Genomic DNA, 19,467 nt, shown 5'->3' on the forward strand with positions numbered 1-19,467 from the left:
ACCGCCGCGCGCGGCCGCCGGCCCGGCTGAAACCGGACGGAAGCCCTTCTGAACCGGCCCGCCCGCACGCTCTTCGCATGACGACGACAGAGCGCCCCACCGGGCACCACGAGCCCGCCATCTCCGCCGCCGGGCTGCGCAAGAGCTACGGCGACAAGACCGTCCTCGACGGCATCGACCTCGCCGTCCCCGCCGGCTCGGTGTTCGCCCTGCTCGGACCGAACGGCGCCGGCAAGACCACGGTGGTCAACATCCTCTCCACGCTGATCTCCGCCGACGCCGGACAGGCGCGGATCGCCGGGCACGACCTGGTCGCCGAGGCGCAGGCGGTGCGGGCCGCGATCGGGGTCACCGGGCAGTTCTCCGCCGTGGACGGACTGATCACCGGGGAGGAGAACATGCTGCTCATGGCCGACCTCCACCACCTGTCCCCGGGGGAGGGGCGGCGGGTCACCGCCGAGCTGCTGGAGCGGTTCGACCTGGTCGACGCGGCGAAGAAGCCGGCCTCGACCTACTCGGGCGGCATGAAGCGGCGGCTGGACATCGCCATGACGCTGGTCGGTGACCCGCGGATCATCTTCCTGGACGAGCCGACGACCGGGCTCGACCCCCGCTCCCGGCACACCATGTGGCAGATCATCCGGGACCTGGTCTCCGGCGGTACGACGGTCTTCCTCACCACCCAGTACCTGGAGGAGGCCGATCAGCTCGCCGACCGGATCGCCGTCCTGGACGGCGGCCGGTTCGTCGCCGAGGGCAGCGCGGAGGAGCTGAAGCGGCTGGTGCCGGGCGGGCACGTGCGGCTGCGGTTCGCCGACCCGGTGGCGTACGGGCGGGCCGCGGAGGCGCTGCGCGAGACGACGCGGGACGACCAGGCCCTCACCCTGCACATCCCCAGCGACGGCAGCCAGCGCGAGCTGCGCGCGGTCCTGGACTGGCTGGACGCGGCCGGGATCGAGGCCGACGAGCTGTCCGTGCACACCCCTGACCTGGACGACGTGTTCTTCGCCCTGACCGGAAACGCCGTACCCGCCAAGACCGCCAAGACCGACAAGACCGAGGAGACCGTCCGATGAGCACGCCCTCCGGCCACGCCCTGCGCGACAACCTGACCATGCTGCGGCGCAACCTCCTGCACGCCCGCCGCTACCCCTCCCTCACCCTGAACCTCCTGCTCACCCCGGTCATGCTGCTCCTGCTCTTCGTCTACGTCTTCGGCGACGTGATGAGCGCCGGCATCGACGGCGGCGGTCCCGACCGCGCCGAGTACCTCGCCTACCTGCTCCCCGGCATCCTGCTGATGACCGTCGGCGGCACTGCCCTGGGCATCGCCGTGTCGGTGGCGATGGACATGACCGAGGGGATCATCGCCCGGTTCCGCACCATGGCGATCTCCCGTTCCTCGGTGCTGACCGGCCACGTCCTGGGCAGCGTGATCCAGACGCTGGGCGCCCTGGTGCTGGTGCTGGCCCTCGGGTTCGCCCTCGGGTTCCGGTCCGGCGCGACGCCCGTGGAGTGGCTGGCGGCGGCCGGGCTGCTGGCCCTGTTCAGCCTGGCCGTCACCTGGATCGCGGTCGGCATCGGACTGGCCAGCCCCAACGCCGAGGGCGCCAGTAACCTCGGCCTGCCGCTGGTGCTGCTGCCGATGCTGGGCAGCGCGTTCGTGCCGGTGGACGCGATGCCGGGCTGGTTCCGCTGGTTCGCCGAGTACCAGCCGTTCACGCCCGTCATCGAGACGCTGCGCGGCCTGCTGTGCGGCACGGGCATCGGGACGGCCGACGCCGTCCTGGCGCTGGGCTGGTCGCTGGGGCTGGTGGTGCTCGGGTACCTGTGGTCCAGGGCCCTGTTCACCCGCGAGCCGCGGCGCTGAGCAGCTCCCGCGCCGCCCGCGCCCACAGCTCCTCCCGCCCCAGGGCGGCGTACGCCGACCTCGCCTCGGTGTACGCCGCCCGGTCGGCGTCCTCGGCGGCCTGCCGGGCCCGGGCGGCGGACAGGGCGGGGAACTCCCGTACCAGCGGCAGCCGTTCCGCCAGCGCCACCAGCCGCACGGCCGCCGCGTCCCCCGAGGCCAGCCCGGCCAGCCCGAGCGCCAGCAGCACCGTGCCGTACGGCGGCAGTTCGGCGGGGCCACCGGCGGGGGCACCGCCGGGGCCACCACCGGGGCCACCGCCGGGGGCGTCGGCAGGACCCCCGTCGGGGGAGGCATCCCCCGATCCTGCCCCCGTCTCCGTCTCCGTCTCCGTCTCCGTCCCCGTCCCCGCCCCAGTACCCGCCCCGGGCAGCACCCCCAGCAGTTCCCCCCGCAACTCCGCCACCAGCCCCGCGACCGGTGCCGGCCGCCCCTGGAGCGCGTGCGCCGCCACCGCGGCCGACCGCACCTCCAGCGACCAGGGGTCCATGAACGGATCGCCGGCGTACTGCGAGCCGTCCTCCCGCAGCCGCTCCACCGCCTGGCGCCACAGCCCGAGCCCCACCTCGGTCAGCCCCCGGGCCAGCGCTATCTCCGCGCGGGCCACGAGGTCGGGGGTGTAGACGGTGGCGGGGTCCGAGGCGCTCCGGTCCAGGGAGGCGAGCCGCAGCCAGTACTCCGCCTCGTCGGGCTCCCCGCGCTGGAGGCAGGCCAGCACCAGTCCCCAGCGGACCCCGATCAGGTCCGTCCAGTCCCCGGACCCGCCGAACGCGTCGAGCGCGGCCCGCAGATGGACGTACGCCTCCTCGCCCCGCTCGCCGCGCAGGCACAGTTCGCTGATCCGCCCGTGGCACAGCAGCCGTACCGCGGGGTTCTCCAGCGGCCCGAGCGCCTCCAGCATCCGGCGGGCGTACTCCAGGGCGCGCTCCGGTTCGTTCCGGGACTGCCAGAGGTAGCTGGCGGTGCCGGAGGCGAGGCAGGCCAGCAGCGGTTCGTCCGCCTCGCACAGTTCCGTCAGCCGCTCGTAGCGCGGCGGGCGCATCTCCGGGAACGCGCGGAGCACCAGGGCCATCGCCCGCAGCACCGTGTCCGGCGGGGCGGGCGGTAGCCGGCGCAGGGTGACGAGCTGGCGTACGGCGTGCGGGCCGTAGCCCATGAAGAGGCTGGCCGCGCAGACCGTCGCCGCGGTGCGGGCCGGCTCGACGTCCTCGGGTCCGGGCCGGAACCGGGAGAGCGGGCCGCCGGTGTCGGCGGCGAGGGCGGCGAGCCGCTCGTAGTGGGTGTCGGTGGCCCACAGGGAGGCCAGTACGGCGGTGACGGCGGCGGTGGCGGGGCCGTCGGACCGGGACAGGGCGTACCGCAGGGCGAGGACGAGGTTGTCCTGCTCGGCGCGGATGCGGTGCCAGGAGGGCACCGGGTCGCCGCTGAACAGCACGTCGTGGTGGGCGCGTCCGAAGTCCCGCGCCCAGGCCAGGAACCGGCCGGTGACCGCCTCCTCCTCGCCTGCCTCCGCGCGCCGGGCGGCGCTGAACTCCCGCAGCGTCTCCAGCATGTGGAAGCGCACCCCGGCGGGGCTGTCGTCCACCTTCAGCAGCGACTGCCCGGCGAGCCGCTCCAGCAGGTCCAGGGCATCGCCGGTGTGGGTGTTGGTGCCAATGCCGGTGTGGGTGCCGGTGTGGGTGCCGGTGCCGGTGCCGGTCAGGAAATACTCGGCGGCCTCCGCCGTGAAGCCCCGGGGGAAGACCGACAGCGCCCGCAGCGCGGCCCGGCCGTCGTCCTCCAGCAGGTTCCAGCTCCACTCGACCACCGCCCGCAGGGTCCGGTGCCGTGCGGGCGCGTCCCGGGCACCGCCGCGCAGCAGCGCGAAACGGTCCCTCAGGCGCCGGGATATGTCGGGCACGGACAGCACCCGCACCCGGGCCGCGGCCAGTTCAACGGCGAGCGGCAGCCCGTCCAGGTGGCGGCAGATCTCGGCGACGGCGCCGGGGTCCAGCTCCACGCCGGGCCGGGCCGCCCGCGCCCGCTGCGCGAACAGCTCGGCGGAGGTGGCCGGGGAGAGTTCGGGAAGGGCGTACAGGGACTCGGAGGACAGCCCCAGCGGGGCCCGGCTGGTGGCCAGCACCCGCAGCCGCGCGGACCGCGCCGTCAGCGCCTGTACGAGGTCGGCGGCGCCGTCGATCACCTGCTCGCAGTTGTCCAGCACCAGCAGGGCGGGCCCCGCGCCCAGCGCGGTGAGGATGCCGCCCACCACGTCCGGGCCGCCCCCGGCGAACTGCCGTCCCTCCCCGGCGCCCACCGCGGAGGCCACCTCGCCGGCCACGCCGGCACCGTCGGTGACCCCGGCCAGCGGCACGAAGTGCACGACGGGCTGTTCGGCCGCCCGGGCCACGGCGTGCGCGAGCCGGGTCTTGCCGAGCCCGCCGGGGCCGACGACGGTGACCACCCGGGCGGTGCGCAGCAGCGCGGACACGGCGGTGATGTCGGCGTCCCGGCCCAGCAGCGGGTTGGGGTCGTGCGGCACGCCGTGGCGGACCGGCGGCGCGTCCGCGGCCAGCAGCTCCCGCTGGACGGACTTCAGCTCCCGCCCGGGGTCGGTGCCCAGTTCGTCGCGGAGCCTACGGCGGTGGTTCTCGTACCGGGTCAGGGCGGCGGCCCGGCCCGCGCCGGCCGCCTCGCAGCGCAGCAGCTCCGCCAGCACCTCCTCGTCGTACGGCGCAGCGCCGGCCAGCTCCGCCAGCGGTGCCGTCGCCTCCGCCCGGCGCCCGCAGCGGGCGAGCGCCAGCGCACGGGTGCGGGCCAGGGAGCGGTACGCCCCGGCGCGCGCCGTGCGCAGCGCCACCACCGGATCGCGCAGGTCCTCGCCCGCGCCGGCGCCGACGGTGCCGTCCCACAGCGCGAGACCGGCCTCGGCCTCCCGCAGCGCGCCCGCGTGGTCCCCGGCGGCGGCCCGTTCCGCGCCCGCCGCCTCGTGCAGGAGCAGCGCGGAGCTGTCGACCTGCCGTTCGTCCAGCGCCAGCCGGTAGCCGGTCGGCGTGCTCACGATCAGGTCGGCGCCGAGCTGCGAGCGGAGCCGGGAGACCAGTACCTGGACGGCCTTGGCCGGCCGCTCCGGCCGCTCGTCCGGCCACAGGCCCTCGACCAGCCGGCCCGTGCCGCATCCGGTGCGCACCTCGTCCGCCAGCAGGGCCAGCAGACCGCGCGGCCGCGGGGCGGTGATCTCCCGCCCGCGGCAACGGACTTCGGACAGCAGTACCAGCTCGGTGGTCATGCGCGCAGACTAGCCAGCGGGCGGCGGAGGCGACCCTTCCGCACCCGGCGCCCGGCCCGCCTCCCCGGCTTCCTCGCACTCCCCGGCTTCCTCGCGCTCCCCGGCTTCCTCGCGCTCCCCGGCTTCCTCGCGCTCCCCGGCTTCCTCGCGCTCCCCGGCTTCCTCGCGCTCCCCGGCTTCCCGCGCCTCCCCGGCCTCCCCGGTCTCCTCCGTCTCCCCGGCCTTGTCGGGCACCAGGGCGAGGCTGATGATGTGCCGGATACGGCCGTCTCCGGGGGTGTGGTGAGTGCGGCGGGCGACCAGGGCCTCCAGTTCGGCCACCAGGTCCGTGAACTCCTCGGGCGTCACCCACACCGCGCCCTGCCGGTAGAGGACGCCCTCGCGCGCGGGTTCGGCGTCGTCCCGGGAGAGGTAGCGGTCGAAGCCGTCCATCAGCGCCCCGGTGAAGACGGTGACGGCCTGCCGGTGGTCGTCCTTGGTCATGGCCGCGCGGGCGTCCTGGTCGACGAGGGCCGCGTCCTGCCGGACCCGGTAACTGCGTTCGACCGTCCCGCGTACGGGTCTTTCCTGGACCACTTCGATGATGCCGGCCTTGGTGAGGGTCGCGACGTGCCGGTACATGGTCGCCGCTGCGATGTCCGGGAGGCGTTCCCGGAGCTGGGCGGTGGTCAGTTCACCGGCGCCGACCAGGGTCTGGAGGATGCGCATCCGGACCGGGTGGAGGAGGAGGTTCGCGGTAGCCATGACTTCATGGTCTCACATCTGATAACGTTCTCGTTGTTGAGAACGAAGAGCGCACGACGAAGTACGAACGAACGACGAACCGCGCGACGAAGGGGCGGAGCCTTGCCCGACATCGACATGACGGTCACCGCGGACGACGGGACCCCGCTGGCCGGCACCCTGACGCTGCCCGCCGGTCCCGGCCCGCACCCGGCCGTCCTGCTGCTGCACGGCTCCGGCCCGCTGGACCGGGACGGCAACGCCCCGAAGCTCAGGATGGACCTGGCGCGGCCGGTGGCCGAGGCCCTCGCGGCCCGCGGGATCGCCACCCTGCGCTACGACCGCCGCGGCAGCGGTGCCACCCCCGGCGACTGGCGGACCGCCGGCTTCACCGACAACCGCCGGGACGCCGCGGCGGCCGTGCGCGCCCTGGCGGACCGGGCCGACGTCCGCGCGGACGCGGTCGGCGTGATCGGCCACAGCGAGGGCGCGCTGCACGCCATGTCCCTGGCCGCCCGCACGGACCTGCGGGCGGTGGTGCTGCTGGCCGGTTTCGCCGACGCGGGTGAGGACGCCTTCCGCTGGCAGGGCCGCTCCGTCGTGGCGAGCATGCCCGCCCCCGTCCGGCTGCTGCGCCGGCCGCTGGCGGGGCTGGGCGGCCTGGTCCTCGCCCGGGTGAAGAGGACCCGTACGGATGTGGCGCGGGTGGCCGGGAGCAAGGTCAACGCCCGCTGGCTGCGGGAGCTGCTCGCCCACGACAGCCGGGACGACCTCGCCGCCATCGACGCCCCCGTCCTCGCCGTGACCGGCGACAAGGACCTCCAGGTCGACCCGGACGACCTGAAGGAGATCGCCCGGCTGGTCCCCGGCGGCGCCGAGACCCACCGCGTCGCCGACCTCACCCACGTCCTGCGGCGCGACCCCGGACGCCCCACCCTGAACGGCTACCGCCGGCTGCTGCGCGAGCCGGTCGACGCCGGCCTGCTCGACCTCGTCGCCGAGTGGCTCGCCCGCCGTCTGGACGCGGCCCCGGCGGCATCCCCGGCCGAGGGGCGCACGACCGCTTCCTGACCTCGGACGCCCCCGCGCGCGCCCCCCACCCCACACAAACCTCTCCGGACACCCGGCAAAGGATTACTTGGCATGCCCACCTCACGCACGTCCCTCACCCCCCAGACCCCCACCACCCCCCAGACCCCGACCACCCCCGACCGCCGCCGCGCCGACCTGATCCTCTTCATGGTCATCGCCTTCGCCGTGAGCTGGGCCTGCTGGGGCGGCGCGATGGCGATCGGCGGACCGGCGACGGGCGGCGAGCCCGCGTACGCGCCCTTCCTCCTCGGCGCCTTCGGCCCGCTGATCGGCGCCCTGGTGATCCGCGTCCGGCGCCGCCGCCGGGGCGAGCCGGTCCCGCCGCACGCGGTGCGCTACCGCCCGGCCGCCCTGCCCTGGGCGCTGCTGCTGATGGTGCTGGCCTCGGCGGCCGTGCTGGCCGCCGCGGTGATCGGGAACGCCGCGGGCGGCCCGGCGCCGAGCTGGACGGACGCCAAGGACGTGATGAACGGCATGGGCGGCCCGGCGGCGTTCCTGGTCAGCATGATCGTCTCCGGCCCCCTGTCGGAGGAACCGGGCTGGCGCGGCACCGCGTACCCGAGGATGCGCGCCACGATGGGACTCTTCCCGGTCACCCTGATCCTGGGTGTCGTCTGGGCCGTGTGGCACCTGCCGCTGTTCTTCATCGACGGGACCGTCCAGCACGACCTGGGCCTCGCCACCCCCGGCGGCGTGCTCTTCGCCGCAGGCAACATCCCGATGGCCATGCTGGTCACCTGCGCCTACCAGCGGGCCGGCGTGGTCGCCTCGATCGCCGTGCACTTCGCGGTCAACACGACGATGATCCTGCTGGGCGTGGACACCCCGGTGACCCAGGCCCTGATCATGGGCATGCAGCTGATCCTCGTGGCGCTGCTCCTGGTCACCCACCGCTCCGCGGCCGGGCCCGCCGCCCCGGGCACCCCGGCGCCGGCCCCGCGGGCCGGGGACCCGGCCGGCGTCTGACCTCCGGGCACGTCCGCCCCGTCTCCCGCCCCGACCGGGGCGAGAGGCGGGGCGCCCGTTTCAGCCGGTGCCGCCCGTCTCCTCGCCGGCCGCGCGCCGGTACTCCGCGTTGATGCGCTGCGCCTCTTCCAGCTGGTCCTCCAGGATGACGATGCGACAGGCGGCCTCGATCGGGGTGCCCTGGTCGACGAGTTCGCGGGCCCGTGCGGCGATCCGCAACTGGTAGCGCGAATACCGGCGGTGACCTCCCCCGGAGCGGAGCGGGGTGATCAGACGAGCCTCCCCGAGGGCCCGCAGGAAGCCGGGGGTGGTGCCGAGCATCTCGGCGGCCCGGCCGATGGTGTACGCGGGGTAGTCGTCGTCGTCCAGCCGTTCGCTGAGCGGATTGCCTGCTGTCATGTCACCTCGTAGTGCAACGCGTCCAGGGGCCCGGCGCCGTACGGCGCCGGGCCCCTGGGGAATTCAACACCATCGGGCCGCAAAGCCGCCGCGGCGGCCGGGCCCCCGCGGGTGACCCATAGACTCGATCCCATGCCGAACCCTGATGAGCTGCTCGTCTCCATCGCCGCCATGGTGGAGTCGGAGCCGAGCAATCAGATGTCACTGACCGTTGTCGCCCAGGGCGCCGTCATCACCGGCCGCCTGGCTCCGGAAGCCACCTGGAGGGAGCGGGTGGCGGAGGTGCTGCGCGCCTCCGACCGGCTGAGCCCGTTCTCCGACGCCTTCGTCCGACAGCGGGAGAAGGAGCGGGAACGGCCCGGCGAACAGGCGCCGACGCATCTGCACTTCCACCTCGCGCGCATCCTCCAGGGCAGTCTCGGGATTCCCGAGACGGGAGGGATGTACCGGGTGGCGATCAGGGACGTCAGCGCCTGGACCGTAGGCGACTTCAGCTACTCAGACCGATGAACCGATGAAGCAGATCAAGCCGATCGAACCGAACGAGCCGGTGAACCGAACGAGCCGGTGAACCGAACGAGCCGGTGAACCGAACGAGCCGGTGAACCGAACGAGCCGGTGAACCGATCAAACTGATCGAACCGATGAACCGCTGCGTCGCGGCCGTACGGGTCAGCGGGTGCCGCCCGTCCCCTGCCGCCGCGGCGCACCGCCGCCGGTCCGGCCGCCGGCCGCGGAACGGCGACGGCCGCGCCGCGCGGAACCCGACCCCCCGCCGGACTGCGCACGCCGCGGACGCTCCGGGGAGGGCGTGGGCGCGGGGATGACGACGGGGACGCCGGAGGGCTCCTGCGCGCCGGTGATCCGGCTCAGCTCCTCCTCGCCCGGCCGCACCCGGGTGACCTGCGGGACGATCCCGGCCGCCGACAGGAGCCGGCTGACCTCCCGGCGCTGACCGGGCGTGACCAGGGTGATCACGCTGCCGGACTCGCCCGCACGGGCGGTGCGGCCACCGCGGTGCAGGTAATCCTTGTGGTCACCGGGCGGATCGACGTTGACGACCAGGTCGAGGTTGTCGACGTGGATGCCGCGGGCCGCGACGTTGGTCGCGATCAGCGCGGTCACCTGGCCGCTCTTGAACTGGGCCAGGGTGCGGGTGCGCTGCGGCTGGGATTTGCCGCCGTGCAGGGCCGCCGCGCGCACGCCGCTCTTCAGCAGGTGCTTGGTGAGCCGGTCCACCGCGTGCTTGGTGTCCAGGAACATGATCACCGAGCCGTCGCGGGCCGCGATCTCGGTGGCCGTGCGCTGCTTGTCGTCGTCCAGTACGTGGAGCAGGTGGTGCTCCATCGTGGTGACGGCGCCCTGGGACGGGTCGACGGAGTGCACCACCGGGTCCGACAGGTAACGGCGGACCAGCAGGTCGACGTTGCGGTCCAGGGTGGCGGAGAACAGCAGCCGCTGCCCGTCCGGGCGCACCTGGTCGAGGAGGGCGGTGACCTGGGGCATGAAGCCCATGTCGGTCATCTGGTCGGCCTCGTCCAGGACGGTGACGGCGACGTCGTCGAGGCGGCAGTCGCCGCGGTCGATGAGGTCCTTGAGCCGGCCCGGCGTCGCGACGACGATCTCGGCGCCGGAGCGCAGCGCCCCGGCCTGCCGGCCGATCGACATGCCGCCGACCACGGTGGCCAGCCGCAGCGCGACCGAGCGGGCGAACGGGGTGAGCGCGTCGGTGACCTGCTGGGCCAGTTCCCGGGTGGGGACCAGGACCAGGGCGAGCGGACGCTTCGACTCGGCGCGCTGCCCCTGGGTGCGGGTGACCACCGCGAGGCCGAAGGCCAGGGTCTTGCCCGAGCCGGTCCGGCCGCGGCCGAGGACGTCCCGGCCGGCCAGGGAGTTCGGCAGGGTGGCCGCCTGGATGGGGAACGGGACGGTCATGCCCTCGGCGGTGAGGGTGGCCAGCACCCGCGGGGGCAGTTCGAGTTCGGCGAACGACTCGACCGCGGGCAGCGCGGGCGTGATCGTCTTGGGCAGCGCGAACTCGCCGCCCTGGGACGCGGCCGGACGGCGTCCGCCTCCGCCCTGGGGACGGCGGCGGGGCCCGCCGGAGCGCTTGCCGGCGGAGCCGGAGCGGTCGTACGGGCGGTCGGCACGTGCACGGTTCATACGGAACCTTCCTTGACGCGGCACGTGCCAGGGAATTCCCGCAGCGGTGAAACGGCGCAGAGAATCGCGAGAACGAGCCGGGAGCGATGGGGCCGGGAGGCGAGGGGACAGGGGGATGGATACACGGACCGGCGACCGGTGGTCGAGTCCGTTCCGTTGAACGGGAGGGAAATCCTTGAAATTCCCTGAAGGCTCTGGAAGTTCGGAAGAACCCGAGACTTCTGAAACCCAGGAACCCGAACCCCTGGAACCCCGTACCCCCTGAAATCCCCGGAATGCAATGAGCTGGGGCCCGCACCCCACGGTGCGGGCCCCAGCTGTGAAGTACGCGTCAGCTGACTGACGGCGTCGTCAGTTGGAGGGAACGATGTTCTCCGCCGTCGGGCCCTTCTGGCCCTGCGCGATGTCGAACGTCACCTTCTGACCTTCCAGGAGCTCGCGGAAGCCCTGGGCCTGGATGTTGGAGTAGTGGGCGAAGACGTCGGGGCCGCCGCCGTCCTGCTCGATGAAGCCGAAGCCCTTTTCGGCGTTGAACCACTTCACGGTGCCGGAAGCCATGAGAATCTCCTTTGGAGGACGGTGCACGAAGCACACCCTGTGTGCACTTCGGTCGCCGCGATGATCACCCCGTCGGAAAGACTGGCAACCAACTGCAACTGATGTCGACACTAGCACGGCACGATCGGCGCAGGGGGCGGGGATTTCCGCAGCTGGGGGCTGTCCGCGTACCCTTTCCGGGAATATTCACCGGACGTCGCGAAAAATTCTTACGTCGCCGGCACAGATATTGCTCCGCTCCCGGTGCAGGGTCGCCGGTCCGGGCCCGTGCCCGGCCCGTGCCCGTACGGCCGTGACCTCCCACGACGCCCGCGCGACGCCCCCGGACGCGGGGCCGGGGACGGGAGTGCGGGCCGGCCCGGGACCCGACCCCCGGCGAGACAAACGCCACAGGCGCCCCAGCCGCCCACCCGGGTGACCCCTCAGGCGCCGGCCCGCTTCACGGCCGTGCGACGGGTGGCCCACAGGGCGCTCTCAGCGTTCCGGGACAGGGTGTGAGTATGCCTGCCGTCCGTGGAGTCCCCACCGCCCGCCCGGGCACGGTCCGGGTCCTGATCGTCGACGACGAGCCCGAACTGACCGAACTGCTGGCGTGGGCCGTCACCGAGGCCGGCTGGCGGCCGTTCCTCGCCCGGGACGGCCGCAGCGCCCTCACCCTCGCCCGCGGCTGCGCCCCGCACGCCGTCGTCCTGGACTGGATGCTGCCCGACCTGGACGGCCTCCAGGTACTGCGGCGGCTGCGCTACGAGGACGCGCGGCTGCCGGTGCTCATGCTGACCGCCCGCGACGCGCTGGACCACCGACTCGAAGGGCTGTCGGCGGGCGCCGACGACTACGTGACCAAGCCGTTCTCGCTGGAGGAGGTCATGCTCCGGCTGCGCGGGCTGCTGCGCCGGTCCGGCGCCGAGGAGGAGACGGCGGGTGACGGGTCCGTCCTGGCCCTCGGCGACCTGGTGGTGTCCGTGAAGACCCGGACGGTGCAGCGCGCCGGGGAGCCGATCGCGCTCACCGCCAAGGAGTTCGACCTGCTCGCGTTCCTGATGCGGCACCCGCGCCAGGTGCTCAGCAAGGCGCAGATCCTCGGCGAGGTGTGGAGCGGGGCGTTCGACAGCGAGGGGAACCTGGTGGAGGTCTACATCTACGGCCTGCGCGCGAAGATCGACAAGGGGCGGGCGCCGATGATCCACACGGTACGCGGCGCCGGCTACGTGCTGCGGGCCGCCGGTGACGGCACATGAGCGTCGTGCCGGGCCGGTGGCGGGGCCCCGGCCTCGGCGCGGGGCCCATGCCGGGACGGCTGAAGGGCCGGTCACCGCGGCTGAAAGACCCGCTGCTGAAGTTCCCACTGCCGAAGTTCCCGCTGCTGAAGCTCCCACTGCCGAAGCTTCCACTGCTGAAAGGCCCGCTGCCGAAGCTCCCCCGGTCGAAGAGCCTGTCGCTGCGAGCCCGGCTGGTGCTGTTCACCTCCGTGGTGCTGTGCGCCGTGTGCGCGGCGATGGGCGTCACCACGATCCTGGTGCAGCGCGCCCACCTGCTGGCCGACCTGGACCAGCGGGTGCGGGACGCCGCCGAGCACGCGCAGGGCGCCGCCCGCCACCGCACGGGCGGCGCCACCGACCTGAGCTACCTCAGTGAGGAGGGACAGACCACCGGTGCCGTCGCGGCCCGCCTCGACCCGGCCGACGACACCGGACGGGTCACCGCCGCCGAGGTGGTGACCGGGGACGGCGACCGGACGGTCCTCACCGCCGCGCAGCGCGCCGCGCTGGCCGGCCTCGCCGCCGACGGCACCCTGCACACCCGTACCGTCCCCGGCCTCGGCACCTACCGGGTGACCGCCGTCGCGGGCGAGACCGCGCCGGTGCTGGCCGGGCTCCCGATGGACCACGTCCAGCACGCCGTCGACCACATGGCCGTGACCGAGGCGGTCATCGCCGGCGCCGGGCTGCTGGCCGCGGGCGGTGTCTGCGCGGTGGTCATCCGCCGTGAACTGCGCCCGCTGGGCCGGGTGGCGGCGACCGCCGCGTCGGTGGCGGGCGCCCCGCTGGAGTGCGGGGAGGACGTCCGCCTCACCCGGGTGCCCGCCCGGGACACCGACCCGCGCACCGAGGCCGGGCAGGTGGGCGCCGCCCTCAACCACCTCATCGACCGCGTCGAGTCCTCGCTGGCCGGGCGGCGGCGCAGCGAGGAGCGGATGCGCCGCTTCCTCGCCGACGCCGGCCACGAACTGCGCACCCCGCTCGCCTCGATCGCCGGGTACGCCGAACTGATGGGCCGGGGTGCGGCGGACATCGAGCCGGGCCTGGCGTGGCGCCGGGTGTCCGCGCAGTCCGCCCGGATGACCGGGCTGGTCGAGGACCTGCTGCTGCTCGCCCGGCTGGACGAGGGCCGGCCGCTGGAGGCGGTCGAGGTCGACCTCGCCACCCTGGTCGCGGAGGCGGTGTGGGACGCGCGGGCGGCGGGCGCCGGCCACGACTGGCGGCTCGCGCTGCGCGTGGACGGCCCGGCCGTGGTGACCGGTGACCCGGCCCGGCTCACCCAGGTCGTCGCCAACCTCCTCGCCAACGCCCGCGCGCACACCCCGCCCGGCACCCGGGTCGACGTCACCGTGGAGGCGACGCCGGCCGGCACCCGCCTGGTCCGGGTACGGGACGACGGGCCCGGCATCCCGCCCGCCCTGCTCCCGTCCGTCTTCGAACGCTTCACCCGCGCCGACACCTCCCGCTCCCGCAAGCCGGGCGAGAACGGCGGCTCCGGGCTGGGCCTGGCCATCGCCGCCGCGATCACCCGGGCGCACGGGGGCCGGGTCACCGTCGAGAGCCAGCCCGGCCGCACCGAGTTCACGGTGACGCTGCCGGGCGCCGCCCCGCTGTCCACCACCTGTGAATGTCCGGGGATTTCAGCCAGGACTCAGTTGGGCGGACCAGGGTGGCGATCAGGCGGCCGGCCGCAGGGGCGGGCCGGGACTGAAGGGAGCCAGCGACGATGACCGAGCTCGACACCGGGGAACAGCCGCAGCGGGAGACGGGCCGCCGGGCCCACGCGGACCGCCGTTCCTTCATGCGCAAGGTCTTCTTCGCGTCCGGCGCGACGGCCGTCGCCACGATGGGTGGCGCCGGCGCCTGGGCGGCTCTGGCCGACGACACCACCACGGCCGACGCCTCGGCCTCCGCCTCGCCCTCGGCCGCGCCGAGCGGCGCCCCGGGCGGGGGAGCGGGCGGCCCCGGCAACCAGACCATCACCGAGGACTTCTTCGGCCTGACCACCGACGGCAAGCGGATCGACGACCTGTACTCGATCCACTCCACCAAGGTCGCCACGGCCCCGGTGATCGCCGCCGCCGAGGCGTTCCTGGCCGGTCTCACCGACGACCAGCGGACGTCGACGCAGTTCACGGTCCACTCCACCGAGTGGCGCCTGTGGAGCAACGTCGACGGCTACTCCCGCCAGGGCGTCTCCCTCGCCGACCTCACCGACGAGCAGAAGGCCCTGGGCACCGCCCTGCTGAAGTCGGCCCTCAGCGCCGACGGCCTGGAGACGACGGAGAAGATCCGCCAGATCAACCAGGCGGCCGGCGAGGCGATCGGCAACACGGACGCCTTCAACGAGGACGCCTACTACTGGACCGTGATGGGCACCCCGTCGGCCACCGAGCCCTGGGGCTTCCAGTTCGACGGCCACCACCTGGTGATCAACTACTTCGTGCTCGGCGACCAGGTCGTGATGAGCCCCTGCTTCTGGGGTTCGGAGCCGACCGAGATGGAGATCGACGGGACGACCGTGAAGGTCTGTCACGAGGAGGTCGAGGCGAGCCTCGCCTTCATCAACTCCCTCTCCTCCGCCCAGCAGAAGACCGCCATCGCCTCCGACACCAAGTCGTCCGAGTCGATGAAGGCCGGCGCGTTCTCCGACAACGCGGTCCAGGCGTACGAGGGTCTGCGCTGCAACACCCTGAACGCCGCCCAGCGCACCAAGCTCCTCGCCATCGCCGGGGCGTTCGTGGACCGCGCCAAGGCGGACGCCGCGAAGGTCCGGATGGCCGAGATCGGCCAGCACCTCGACGACACGTACGTCACCTGGGCCGGCGGCATCGCCGACGACTCGGCCTTCTACGTCCGCGTCCAGAGCCCCGTCGTCTGGATCGAGGTCGACTGCCAGGCCCCCGGCCCGCTGGCCGGCGCCTACGACTCCACCCAGGGCACCCCGACCCAGCTGCACGTCCACTCCATCATCCGCACGCCCAACGGCAACGACTACGGCCGCGAGCTGCTCCGCCAGCACTACCTGACGTCCCCGCACCACAACTGAGCGGCCCCGCCGTCCACCGGCGGAACCGGCAGGTCCCGGCCGGTCCCGGCCGGGGGACGCCCGGGGGACGGCCGGTCGAAGGCCGGGGGACGACGGTCAAGGTTGGCCGTATTGACCCTCGCCTCCGCAAGCACGTTCGCCACACTGGGCGTGTGGCGAACTTCGAGGACGTCGGCACACCGTCCGGGACCCCGGCGAAGGAGGGTCATGCCGGCGCCCCGGCTGCTCGATGAGCTGCTGCGTCAGCTCAGGGCCCGGGGCGGCGGCCGGGACGCCGACGCCGATGTGCGGGCGCTGGTCGACTGGCTGGGGCGGCAGCTCGGCGCGGAGGTCGCGCTGATCGACCGCGCGGGCGAGGTGGAGGTGGCCACCGCCCGGCTCGCGCCGGACCTCCTGGCCGGTGTCCGGCCGGTGCTGGCGCGGTTGTCGGGCGGGCACCTGGCCGCCGTCGCCGCGCAGGTGGGCGCGGTCCACGTACGGTGCGAAGCGCTGGGCCGTCAGGTGCCGCGCCCGGTGCTGGTGGTGGCCGGCCCGGCACCGCTGACCCGCGAGTCGCTGGAGCTGGCCTCCCATGTCGGCGCCATGGTCGAGGTGGTGCGCCGCGCCCGGCAGACCGACGACCTCGCACTGCGCTATCAGCAGGCGGCGGCACGGCTGCGGCTGGCGGTCTTCATGGCCCTGATGACCGGAGAACCGACACTGGCCCGCCGGATGACGGCCGGTGCCGTCCCGCCGCTGCTGGACGCCGAACGCCTCCGCGTCCACCTGCTGCGCTGCCCGCCCGCCGACCGCGGCAGGCTCATCGACGCCCACCAGGACGCGTCCGGCTACCACGGCCCCGCCCTGATGGTGCGCTGCCCCGTCTACGACGACCACGTCATCGGCCTCCTGCCCCTGGACCCCGGCGGTGGCGACGGCGCGGACGCCGGCCTGGCCGCGCACCTGCGGGCGCTGGTCCGGGACAACCCGCACTACGCCCTGGGCATCAGCGCCCCCGTGCCTCTGCCGGGCACCGCACGCGCCTACGACCAGGCCCGCCACGCCCTGGCCGTCGCCCGCCACACGCCCGAGCGGATCGCCGACCACCGAGGCCGCCCTCCGCTGGCCGGGCTGCTCCCCCGGCGGCCGGCGCTCGCCTGGGCGCGGGCCTTCCTGGCGCCGGTCGGGGCGGCACCCCAGCTCACCCTCGACATCACCGGTCTCGCCCTGCACTTCCCCCGCTCCGGCGTGGCACGGCTGCTCGACGTCAGCCGCAACACCGTCACCGCCCACCTCCGGCGCGTCGAGCACGCCCTCGGCCTCGACCTCCAGGACCCCCGCGACCGCGCCGACCTCGCCCTGGCCCTGGCGGTCACCGACCTCCCGCCCCCCGACGCGCCCCCCGACGGCGCCACCGTGGCCGAGTCCGGGGCCGGGCCCACGGTGGACGCCCTGCTGTCCACCGAAGCGGCCGTCACCTGGGCCCGGGGCTTCCTCGAACCCCTGCGGACCGGCGCGGACCGTACCGTGCGCCGGACCCTGCGGGCCTGGATCGAGGCCGGCACCGACGCCCAGCGGACCGCCCGGGACCTCGGCATCAGCCGCGCCACCGTGCGCGCCCACCTGTGCACCGCCGAACGGCTCCTCGCGCGCAGCCTCCTGGCCCCGGGCCCCGGCATCCACGAACTGGTGCACGCCTTCCGCGCCGCCGACCGCGCCGACCGTGCACCGTGAGCAGTCACCGCCCCGCACTTGCGCAGTGTGCGCATTGTCCGCCCTCGACGGCGCTCCCTATGGTCTGTCCCGTCCGGGGGGATAGCGCGGGCGCGGGAAACAGGGGGAGCTGACGCCCCTGCCCCGCCCTGCCCGGCTCCCCCTCCGGCCGCCGCCCCGGCGGCCGGAACACCAACGGGGGAGAACACATGACCATCCGTACCGCCGGGCCGCGTGCGGCCGTCGCCGTCGTGGTGGGCACCCTCGGGGCCACCCTGGCCCTGGGCACACCGCCCGCTTCCGCCGCTGTCTCCGACGGCTATGTCAGCGGCAGCGGCGCCTTCCGCAACGACTGGTCCGACGAGACCGTGCACACCGGCTACTACCCGCGTTCCAACGCCGCCTGCCTGTGGCAGAAGGTGCTGTGGGCGGAGGGCCTGCTCGGGAACGCCGAGGTCGACGGCTCCTTCGGCAGCAAGACCCGCGCCCGCACCGGGCAGCTCCAGTCCCGCTGGGGGATACCCACGAGCGGCAAGGCCGACAAGGCCACCTTCACCGAGGCCGCCGGCCGGTTGCGGTTCGCCTCCGGCAGCACCGCCGACGGCAAGCGGCTGGAGCTGACGTACCGGGGCGCCGCCCATCGCTTCACCGTGCGGCGCGACGAGCGCGGGCGGCACGGGTTCCACCTGGACGGCGGCTGGAAGGCCGCCTCGTACAAGAAGCGCACCTGCGTCTGACCCACCACGCGCCACCCACCACGCGCCACCCACCACGCACCGCACACCAACGGGAGGAAACCCATGCGCAAGCGCATAGCGACCGTCCTCGGCGCGACCGCCGCGGCCCTGATGCTCACCACGACCACGGCGTCCGCGGACACGGTCATCGTCGACGAGGGCAACTTCGCCTACTGGCAGCGCAGTTGCGCGACGTCGTACAGCGGCACGGTCACCAGGACCAAGGCGGTCACGGCGAAGGGCAACGACGGATGGTGCGACGGGCACGCCTGGCTGCGTGTCCTCGGTGACAGCTGGGGCACCTGGAAGCACGGCGCCACCAGCAAGACCCTCACCAGCCCCAGCGGCAAGTTCCGCAAGGCGCAGCACAAGGGCTGCGCCGACTGCAAGGTCTACACCACCGTGGTGGAGTAGGCCGGTTCACGGCCTGCCGTAGGCCGCCACCATCAGGGCCTCCGCCACCTGGTTCATGCCCTCGCCCTTCGCGTCGGTGGAGTGGACGCCGTAGACGAGGGTGCGGGAGCCGTCGCGGGTGGCGGAGACGGCCGCGTTGTAGCCCCACCGGCCGCCGGTCTTGCCCCACACCTCGCGCCCGCCGAGCCTCTTCATCGACAGGCCGACGGAGTACGCCGCCGGGTCGCCGGTCTCGTGGTCGGCGACCTCGGGGAGGGTGAACATCTCCTCCAGCAGGGGGCCGCGGACGACCCGGCCCCGGAACAGGGCCTTCGTGAACCGTTCGAGGTCGGCCGTGGTGGAGATCAGGTCCCCGGCCGCCCAGGCGTCCGTCGAGCCCCACACGGACACGTCGCGCAGGCCGGTCGTGCCGTCGTCCAGGGTCATCGTCTGGTAGCCGTGGTTGTGCGGACCGGCGATGCGCGGGTCGGCGCCGGGGGCGTACGTGTCGCGCAGGTGCAGCGGGTCGAGTATCCGGCGGGTGACCTGATGCTCGTAGGAGTCGCCCGTGACGCGCTCGATGAGCAGGCCGGTGACGGTGTAGCCGATGTTGAGGTAGTGCTGCGCCTCGCCCGGGGCGAACTCGCGCGGCTTCGACGCCGCCGAGCGGACCATCGCCTCGGCGTCGTGGACGAGGAAGCGGTTGGCGTACGCCTCCTCGACCGTGGAGCCGGGGAGGTCGGGGGCCGGGATGCCGTGGGTGTGGTTCAGCAACTGCCGTACGGTCACGTCCGCGTACGAGGCCGGGATCAGGTCCGGGAGGTAGGAGCGGGCGGTGCGGTCGAGGTCGAGCCGGCCCTCCGACGCCAGTTGCAGGGCGACGGCGGCCGTGAAGACCTTGGTGACGGAGCCGACGCGGAAGCGGCCGTCCGGGTCGGCCGGGCGGCCGGTCTCCAGGTCGTGCACGCCGGCGCTGCCCCGCCAGGTGCCGTCGGTGCCGCCGACCCGTACCAGGGCCGCCGTCGTGTGCGCCGCCGGCAGTCCGGCCAGGGCGCCGGCCAGGGCGTCCCGCACGGACGGGGCCGACGCCCGTACGGAGACGGCCGGGGCGGCGGCGGCCGGGCCCGCCGCCACTCCCAGGACGAGCGCGGCGGCGAGCAGGGTTCGGGTGGTGCTCCACATGGTCGACTCCCGTGAGATGGGCCGTGGTTCGGACGGACACCACCCTCCGGGACGGCGGCCGGCGGCGGATCGCCCGC

17 protein-coding genes are annotated in these 19,467 nt (G+C 74.2%); 11 read left to right on the forward strand and 6 right to left on the reverse strand.

The window, feature by feature from the left end; all coding sequences use genetic code 11:
* The first annotated feature begins 77 nt into the window (after nt 1-77).
* Together ACIQR3_RS16615 and ACIQR3_RS16620 are read left to right on the forward strand one after the other, a co-directional pair.
* Nucleotides 78-1,076 (forward strand): ATP-binding cassette domain-containing protein, encoded by a 999-nt coding sequence (locus ACIQR3_RS16615; RefSeq protein ID WP_403539096.1) that lies wholly within the window; start codon nt 78-80, stop codon nt 1,074-1,076.
* A complete protein-coding gene (locus tag ACIQR3_RS16620; RefSeq protein WP_403539098.1) occupies nt 1,073-1,870 on the forward strand; it encodes an ABC transporter permease in 798 nt (265 codons plus the stop codon). The genes ACIQR3_RS16615 and ACIQR3_RS16620 overlap by 4 nt, the downstream gene beginning before the upstream one ends.
* Here ACIQR3_RS16620 and ACIQR3_RS16625 read toward each other — a convergent pair.
* Together ACIQR3_RS16625 and ACIQR3_RS16630 are read right to left on the reverse strand one after the other, a co-directional pair.
* Nucleotides 1,848-5,177 (reverse strand): ATP-binding protein, encoded by a 3,330-nt coding sequence (locus ACIQR3_RS16625; RefSeq protein ID WP_403539100.1) that lies wholly within the window; start codon nt 5,175-5,177, stop codon nt 1,848-1,850. The two genes, ACIQR3_RS16620 and ACIQR3_RS16625, sit on opposite strands and share 23 nt — an antisense overlap.
* A gap of 9 nt (nt 5,178-5,186) precedes the next feature.
* On the reverse strand, nt 5,187-5,921 hold the full coding sequence (locus ACIQR3_RS16630; protein WP_403539102.1) for a helix-turn-helix domain-containing protein: 735 nt from the start codon (nt 5,919-5,921) through the stop codon (nt 5,187-5,189).
* Between the two features lie 102 nt (nt 5,922-6,023).
* On the opposite strand from ACIQR3_RS16630, the gene ACIQR3_RS16635 reads away from it, so the two are divergent.
* Entirely contained in the window at nt 6,024-6,971 is a 948-nt protein-coding gene (locus tag ACIQR3_RS16635; protein ID WP_403539103.1) for an alpha/beta hydrolase family protein, read from the forward strand.
* A 72-nt stretch (nt 6,972-7,043) separates the two neighbouring features.
* Nucleotides 7,044-7,958 (forward strand): lysostaphin resistance A-like protein, encoded by a 915-nt coding sequence (locus ACIQR3_RS16640; protein WP_403539106.1) that lies wholly within the window; start codon nt 7,044-7,046, stop codon nt 7,956-7,958.
* 60 nt (nt 7,959-8,018) lie between these two features.
* On the opposite strand, the gene ACIQR3_RS16645 is transcribed toward ACIQR3_RS16640, so the two are convergent.
* Nucleotides 8,019-8,357 (reverse strand): MerR family transcriptional regulator, encoded by a 339-nt coding sequence (locus ACIQR3_RS16645; RefSeq protein WP_403539109.1) that lies wholly within the window; start codon nt 8,355-8,357, stop codon nt 8,019-8,021.
* A 132-nt stretch (nt 8,358-8,489) separates the two neighbouring features.
* Between ACIQR3_RS16645 and ACIQR3_RS16650 the strand changes: the two genes are divergently transcribed.
* A complete protein-coding gene (locus tag ACIQR3_RS16650) occupies nt 8,490-8,867 on the forward strand; it encodes a hypothetical protein (protein WP_403539111.1) in 378 nt (125 codons plus the stop codon).
* 162 nt (nt 8,868-9,029) lie between these two features.
* On the opposite strand, the gene ACIQR3_RS16655 is transcribed toward ACIQR3_RS16650, so the two are convergent.
* Both ACIQR3_RS16655 and ACIQR3_RS16660 read right to left on the reverse strand, forming a co-directional pair.
* Nucleotides 9,030-10,520 carry a DEAD/DEAH box helicase gene (locus ACIQR3_RS16655; RefSeq protein ID WP_403539114.1) on the reverse strand — a complete coding sequence of 497 codons (1,491 nt, stop codon included), beginning with the start codon at nt 10,518-10,520 and terminating at the stop codon, nt 9,030-9,032.
* Between the two features lie 351 nt (nt 10,521-10,871).
* Nucleotides 10,872-11,078 (reverse strand): cold-shock protein, encoded by a 207-nt coding sequence (locus tag ACIQR3_RS16660; RefSeq protein ID WP_215168069.1) that lies wholly within the window; start codon nt 11,076-11,078, stop codon nt 10,872-10,874.
* A gap of 500 nt (nt 11,079-11,578) precedes the next feature.
* Between ACIQR3_RS16660 and ACIQR3_RS16665 the strand changes: the two genes are divergently transcribed.
* The 6 genes from ACIQR3_RS16665 (at nt 11,579) to ACIQR3_RS16690 (ending at nt 18,229) form a co-directional block, all read left to right on the forward strand.
* A complete protein-coding gene (locus ACIQR3_RS16665) occupies nt 11,579-12,316 on the forward strand; it encodes a response regulator transcription factor (protein ID WP_403539116.1) in 738 nt (245 codons plus the stop codon).
* Nucleotides 12,313-14,067 (forward strand): sensor histidine kinase, encoded by a 1,755-nt coding sequence (locus ACIQR3_RS16670; RefSeq protein WP_403539119.1) that lies wholly within the window; start codon nt 12,313-12,315, stop codon nt 14,065-14,067. Before ACIQR3_RS16665 ends, ACIQR3_RS16670 begins: the two co-directional genes overlap by 4 nt.
* Entirely contained in the window at nt 14,064-15,386 is a 1,323-nt protein-coding gene (locus ACIQR3_RS16675; protein WP_403539122.1) for a DUF3500 domain-containing protein, read from the forward strand. The genes ACIQR3_RS16670 and ACIQR3_RS16675 overlap by 4 nt, the downstream gene beginning before the upstream one ends.
* A 207-nt stretch (nt 15,387-15,593) precedes the next feature.
* On the forward strand, nt 15,594-17,099 hold the full coding sequence (locus ACIQR3_RS16680; protein ID WP_403539124.1) for a helix-turn-helix domain-containing protein: 1,506 nt from the start codon (nt 15,594-15,596) through the stop codon (nt 17,097-17,099).
* Nucleotides 17,100-17,287: 188 nt separating this feature from the next.
* Entirely contained in the window at nt 17,288-17,815 is a 528-nt protein-coding gene (locus ACIQR3_RS16685; RefSeq protein WP_403539126.1) for a peptidoglycan-binding protein, read from the forward strand.
* A 63-nt stretch (nt 17,816-17,878) separates the two neighbouring features.
* Complete coding sequence (locus ACIQR3_RS16690; protein WP_403539128.1) at nt 17,879-18,229, forward strand: hypothetical protein; 351 nt, start codon at nt 17,879-17,881, stop codon at nt 18,227-18,229.
* Between the two features lie 6 nt (nt 18,230-18,235).
* On the opposite strand, the gene ACIQR3_RS16695 is transcribed toward ACIQR3_RS16690, so the two are convergent.
* Nucleotides 18,236-19,390, reverse strand: a complete 1,155-nt coding sequence (locus ACIQR3_RS16695; protein WP_403539130.1) for a serine hydrolase domain-containing protein — start codon at nt 19,388-19,390, stop codon at nt 18,236-18,238.
* Between the last annotated feature and the right edge of the window lie 77 nt (nt 19,391-19,467).

It is taken from the genome of Streptomyces sp. NPDC090994, from assembly GCF_044768905.1.
Classification (GTDB): domain Bacteria; phylum Actinomycetota; class Actinomycetes; order Streptomycetales; family Streptomycetaceae; genus Streptomyces.

Bases quoted from the DNA above. Each gene is read 5' to 3' on its own strand.
- ACIQR3_RS16685 (WP_403539126.1), top strand. From the start codon at position 17,288: ATGACCATCCGTACCGCCGGGCCGCGTGCGGCCGTCGCCGTCGTGGTG.
- ACIQR3_RS16670 (WP_403539119.1), top strand. From the start codon at position 12,313: ATGAGCGTCGTGCCGGGCCGGTGGCGGGGCCCCGGCCTCGGCGCGGGG.
- ACIQR3_RS16630 (WP_403539102.1), bottom strand. From the start codon at position 5,921: ATGGCTACCGCGAACCTCCTCCTCCACCCGGTCCGGATGCGCATCCTC.
- ACIQR3_RS16625 (WP_403539100.1), bottom strand. From the start codon at position 5,177: ATGACCACCGAGCTGGTACTGCTGTCCGAAGTCCGTTGCCGCGGGCGG.
- ACIQR3_RS16695 (WP_403539130.1), bottom strand. From the start codon at position 19,390: ATGTGGAGCACCACCCGAACCCTGCTCGCCGCCGCGCTCGTCCTGGGA.
- ACIQR3_RS16640 (WP_403539106.1), top strand. From the start codon at position 7,044: ATGCCCACCTCACGCACGTCCCTCACCCCCCAGACCCCCACCACCCCC.
- ACIQR3_RS16675 (WP_403539122.1), top strand. From the start codon at position 14,064: ATGACCGAGCTCGACACCGGGGAACAGCCGCAGCGGGAGACGGGCCGC.
- ACIQR3_RS16655 (WP_403539114.1), bottom strand. From the start codon at position 10,520: ATGAACCGTGCACGTGCCGACCGCCCGTACGACCGCTCCGGCTCCGCC.
- ACIQR3_RS16620 (WP_403539098.1), top strand. From the start codon at position 1,073: ATGAGCACGCCCTCCGGCCACGCCCTGCGCGACAACCTGACCATGCTG.
- ACIQR3_RS16665 (WP_403539116.1), top strand. From the start codon at position 11,579: ATGCCTGCCGTCCGTGGAGTCCCCACCGCCCGCCCGGGCACGGTCCGG.
- ACIQR3_RS16690 (WP_403539128.1), top strand. From the start codon at position 17,879: ATGCGCAAGCGCATAGCGACCGTCCTCGGCGCGACCGCCGCGGCCCTG.
- ACIQR3_RS16615 (WP_403539096.1), top strand. From the start codon at position 78: ATGACGACGACAGAGCGCCCCACCGGGCACCACGAGCCCGCCATCTCC.
- ACIQR3_RS16660 (WP_215168069.1), bottom strand. From the start codon at position 11,078: ATGGCTTCCGGCACCGTGAAGTGGTTCAACGCCGAAAAGGGCTTCGGC.
- ACIQR3_RS16650 (WP_403539111.1), top strand. From the start codon at position 8,490: ATGCCGAACCCTGATGAGCTGCTCGTCTCCATCGCCGCCATGGTGGAG.
- ACIQR3_RS16645 (WP_403539109.1), bottom strand. From the start codon at position 8,357: ATGACAGCAGGCAATCCGCTCAGCGAACGGCTGGACGACGACGACTAC.
- ACIQR3_RS16680 (WP_403539124.1), top strand. From the start codon at position 15,594: ATGCCGGCGCCCCGGCTGCTCGATGAGCTGCTGCGTCAGCTCAGGGCC.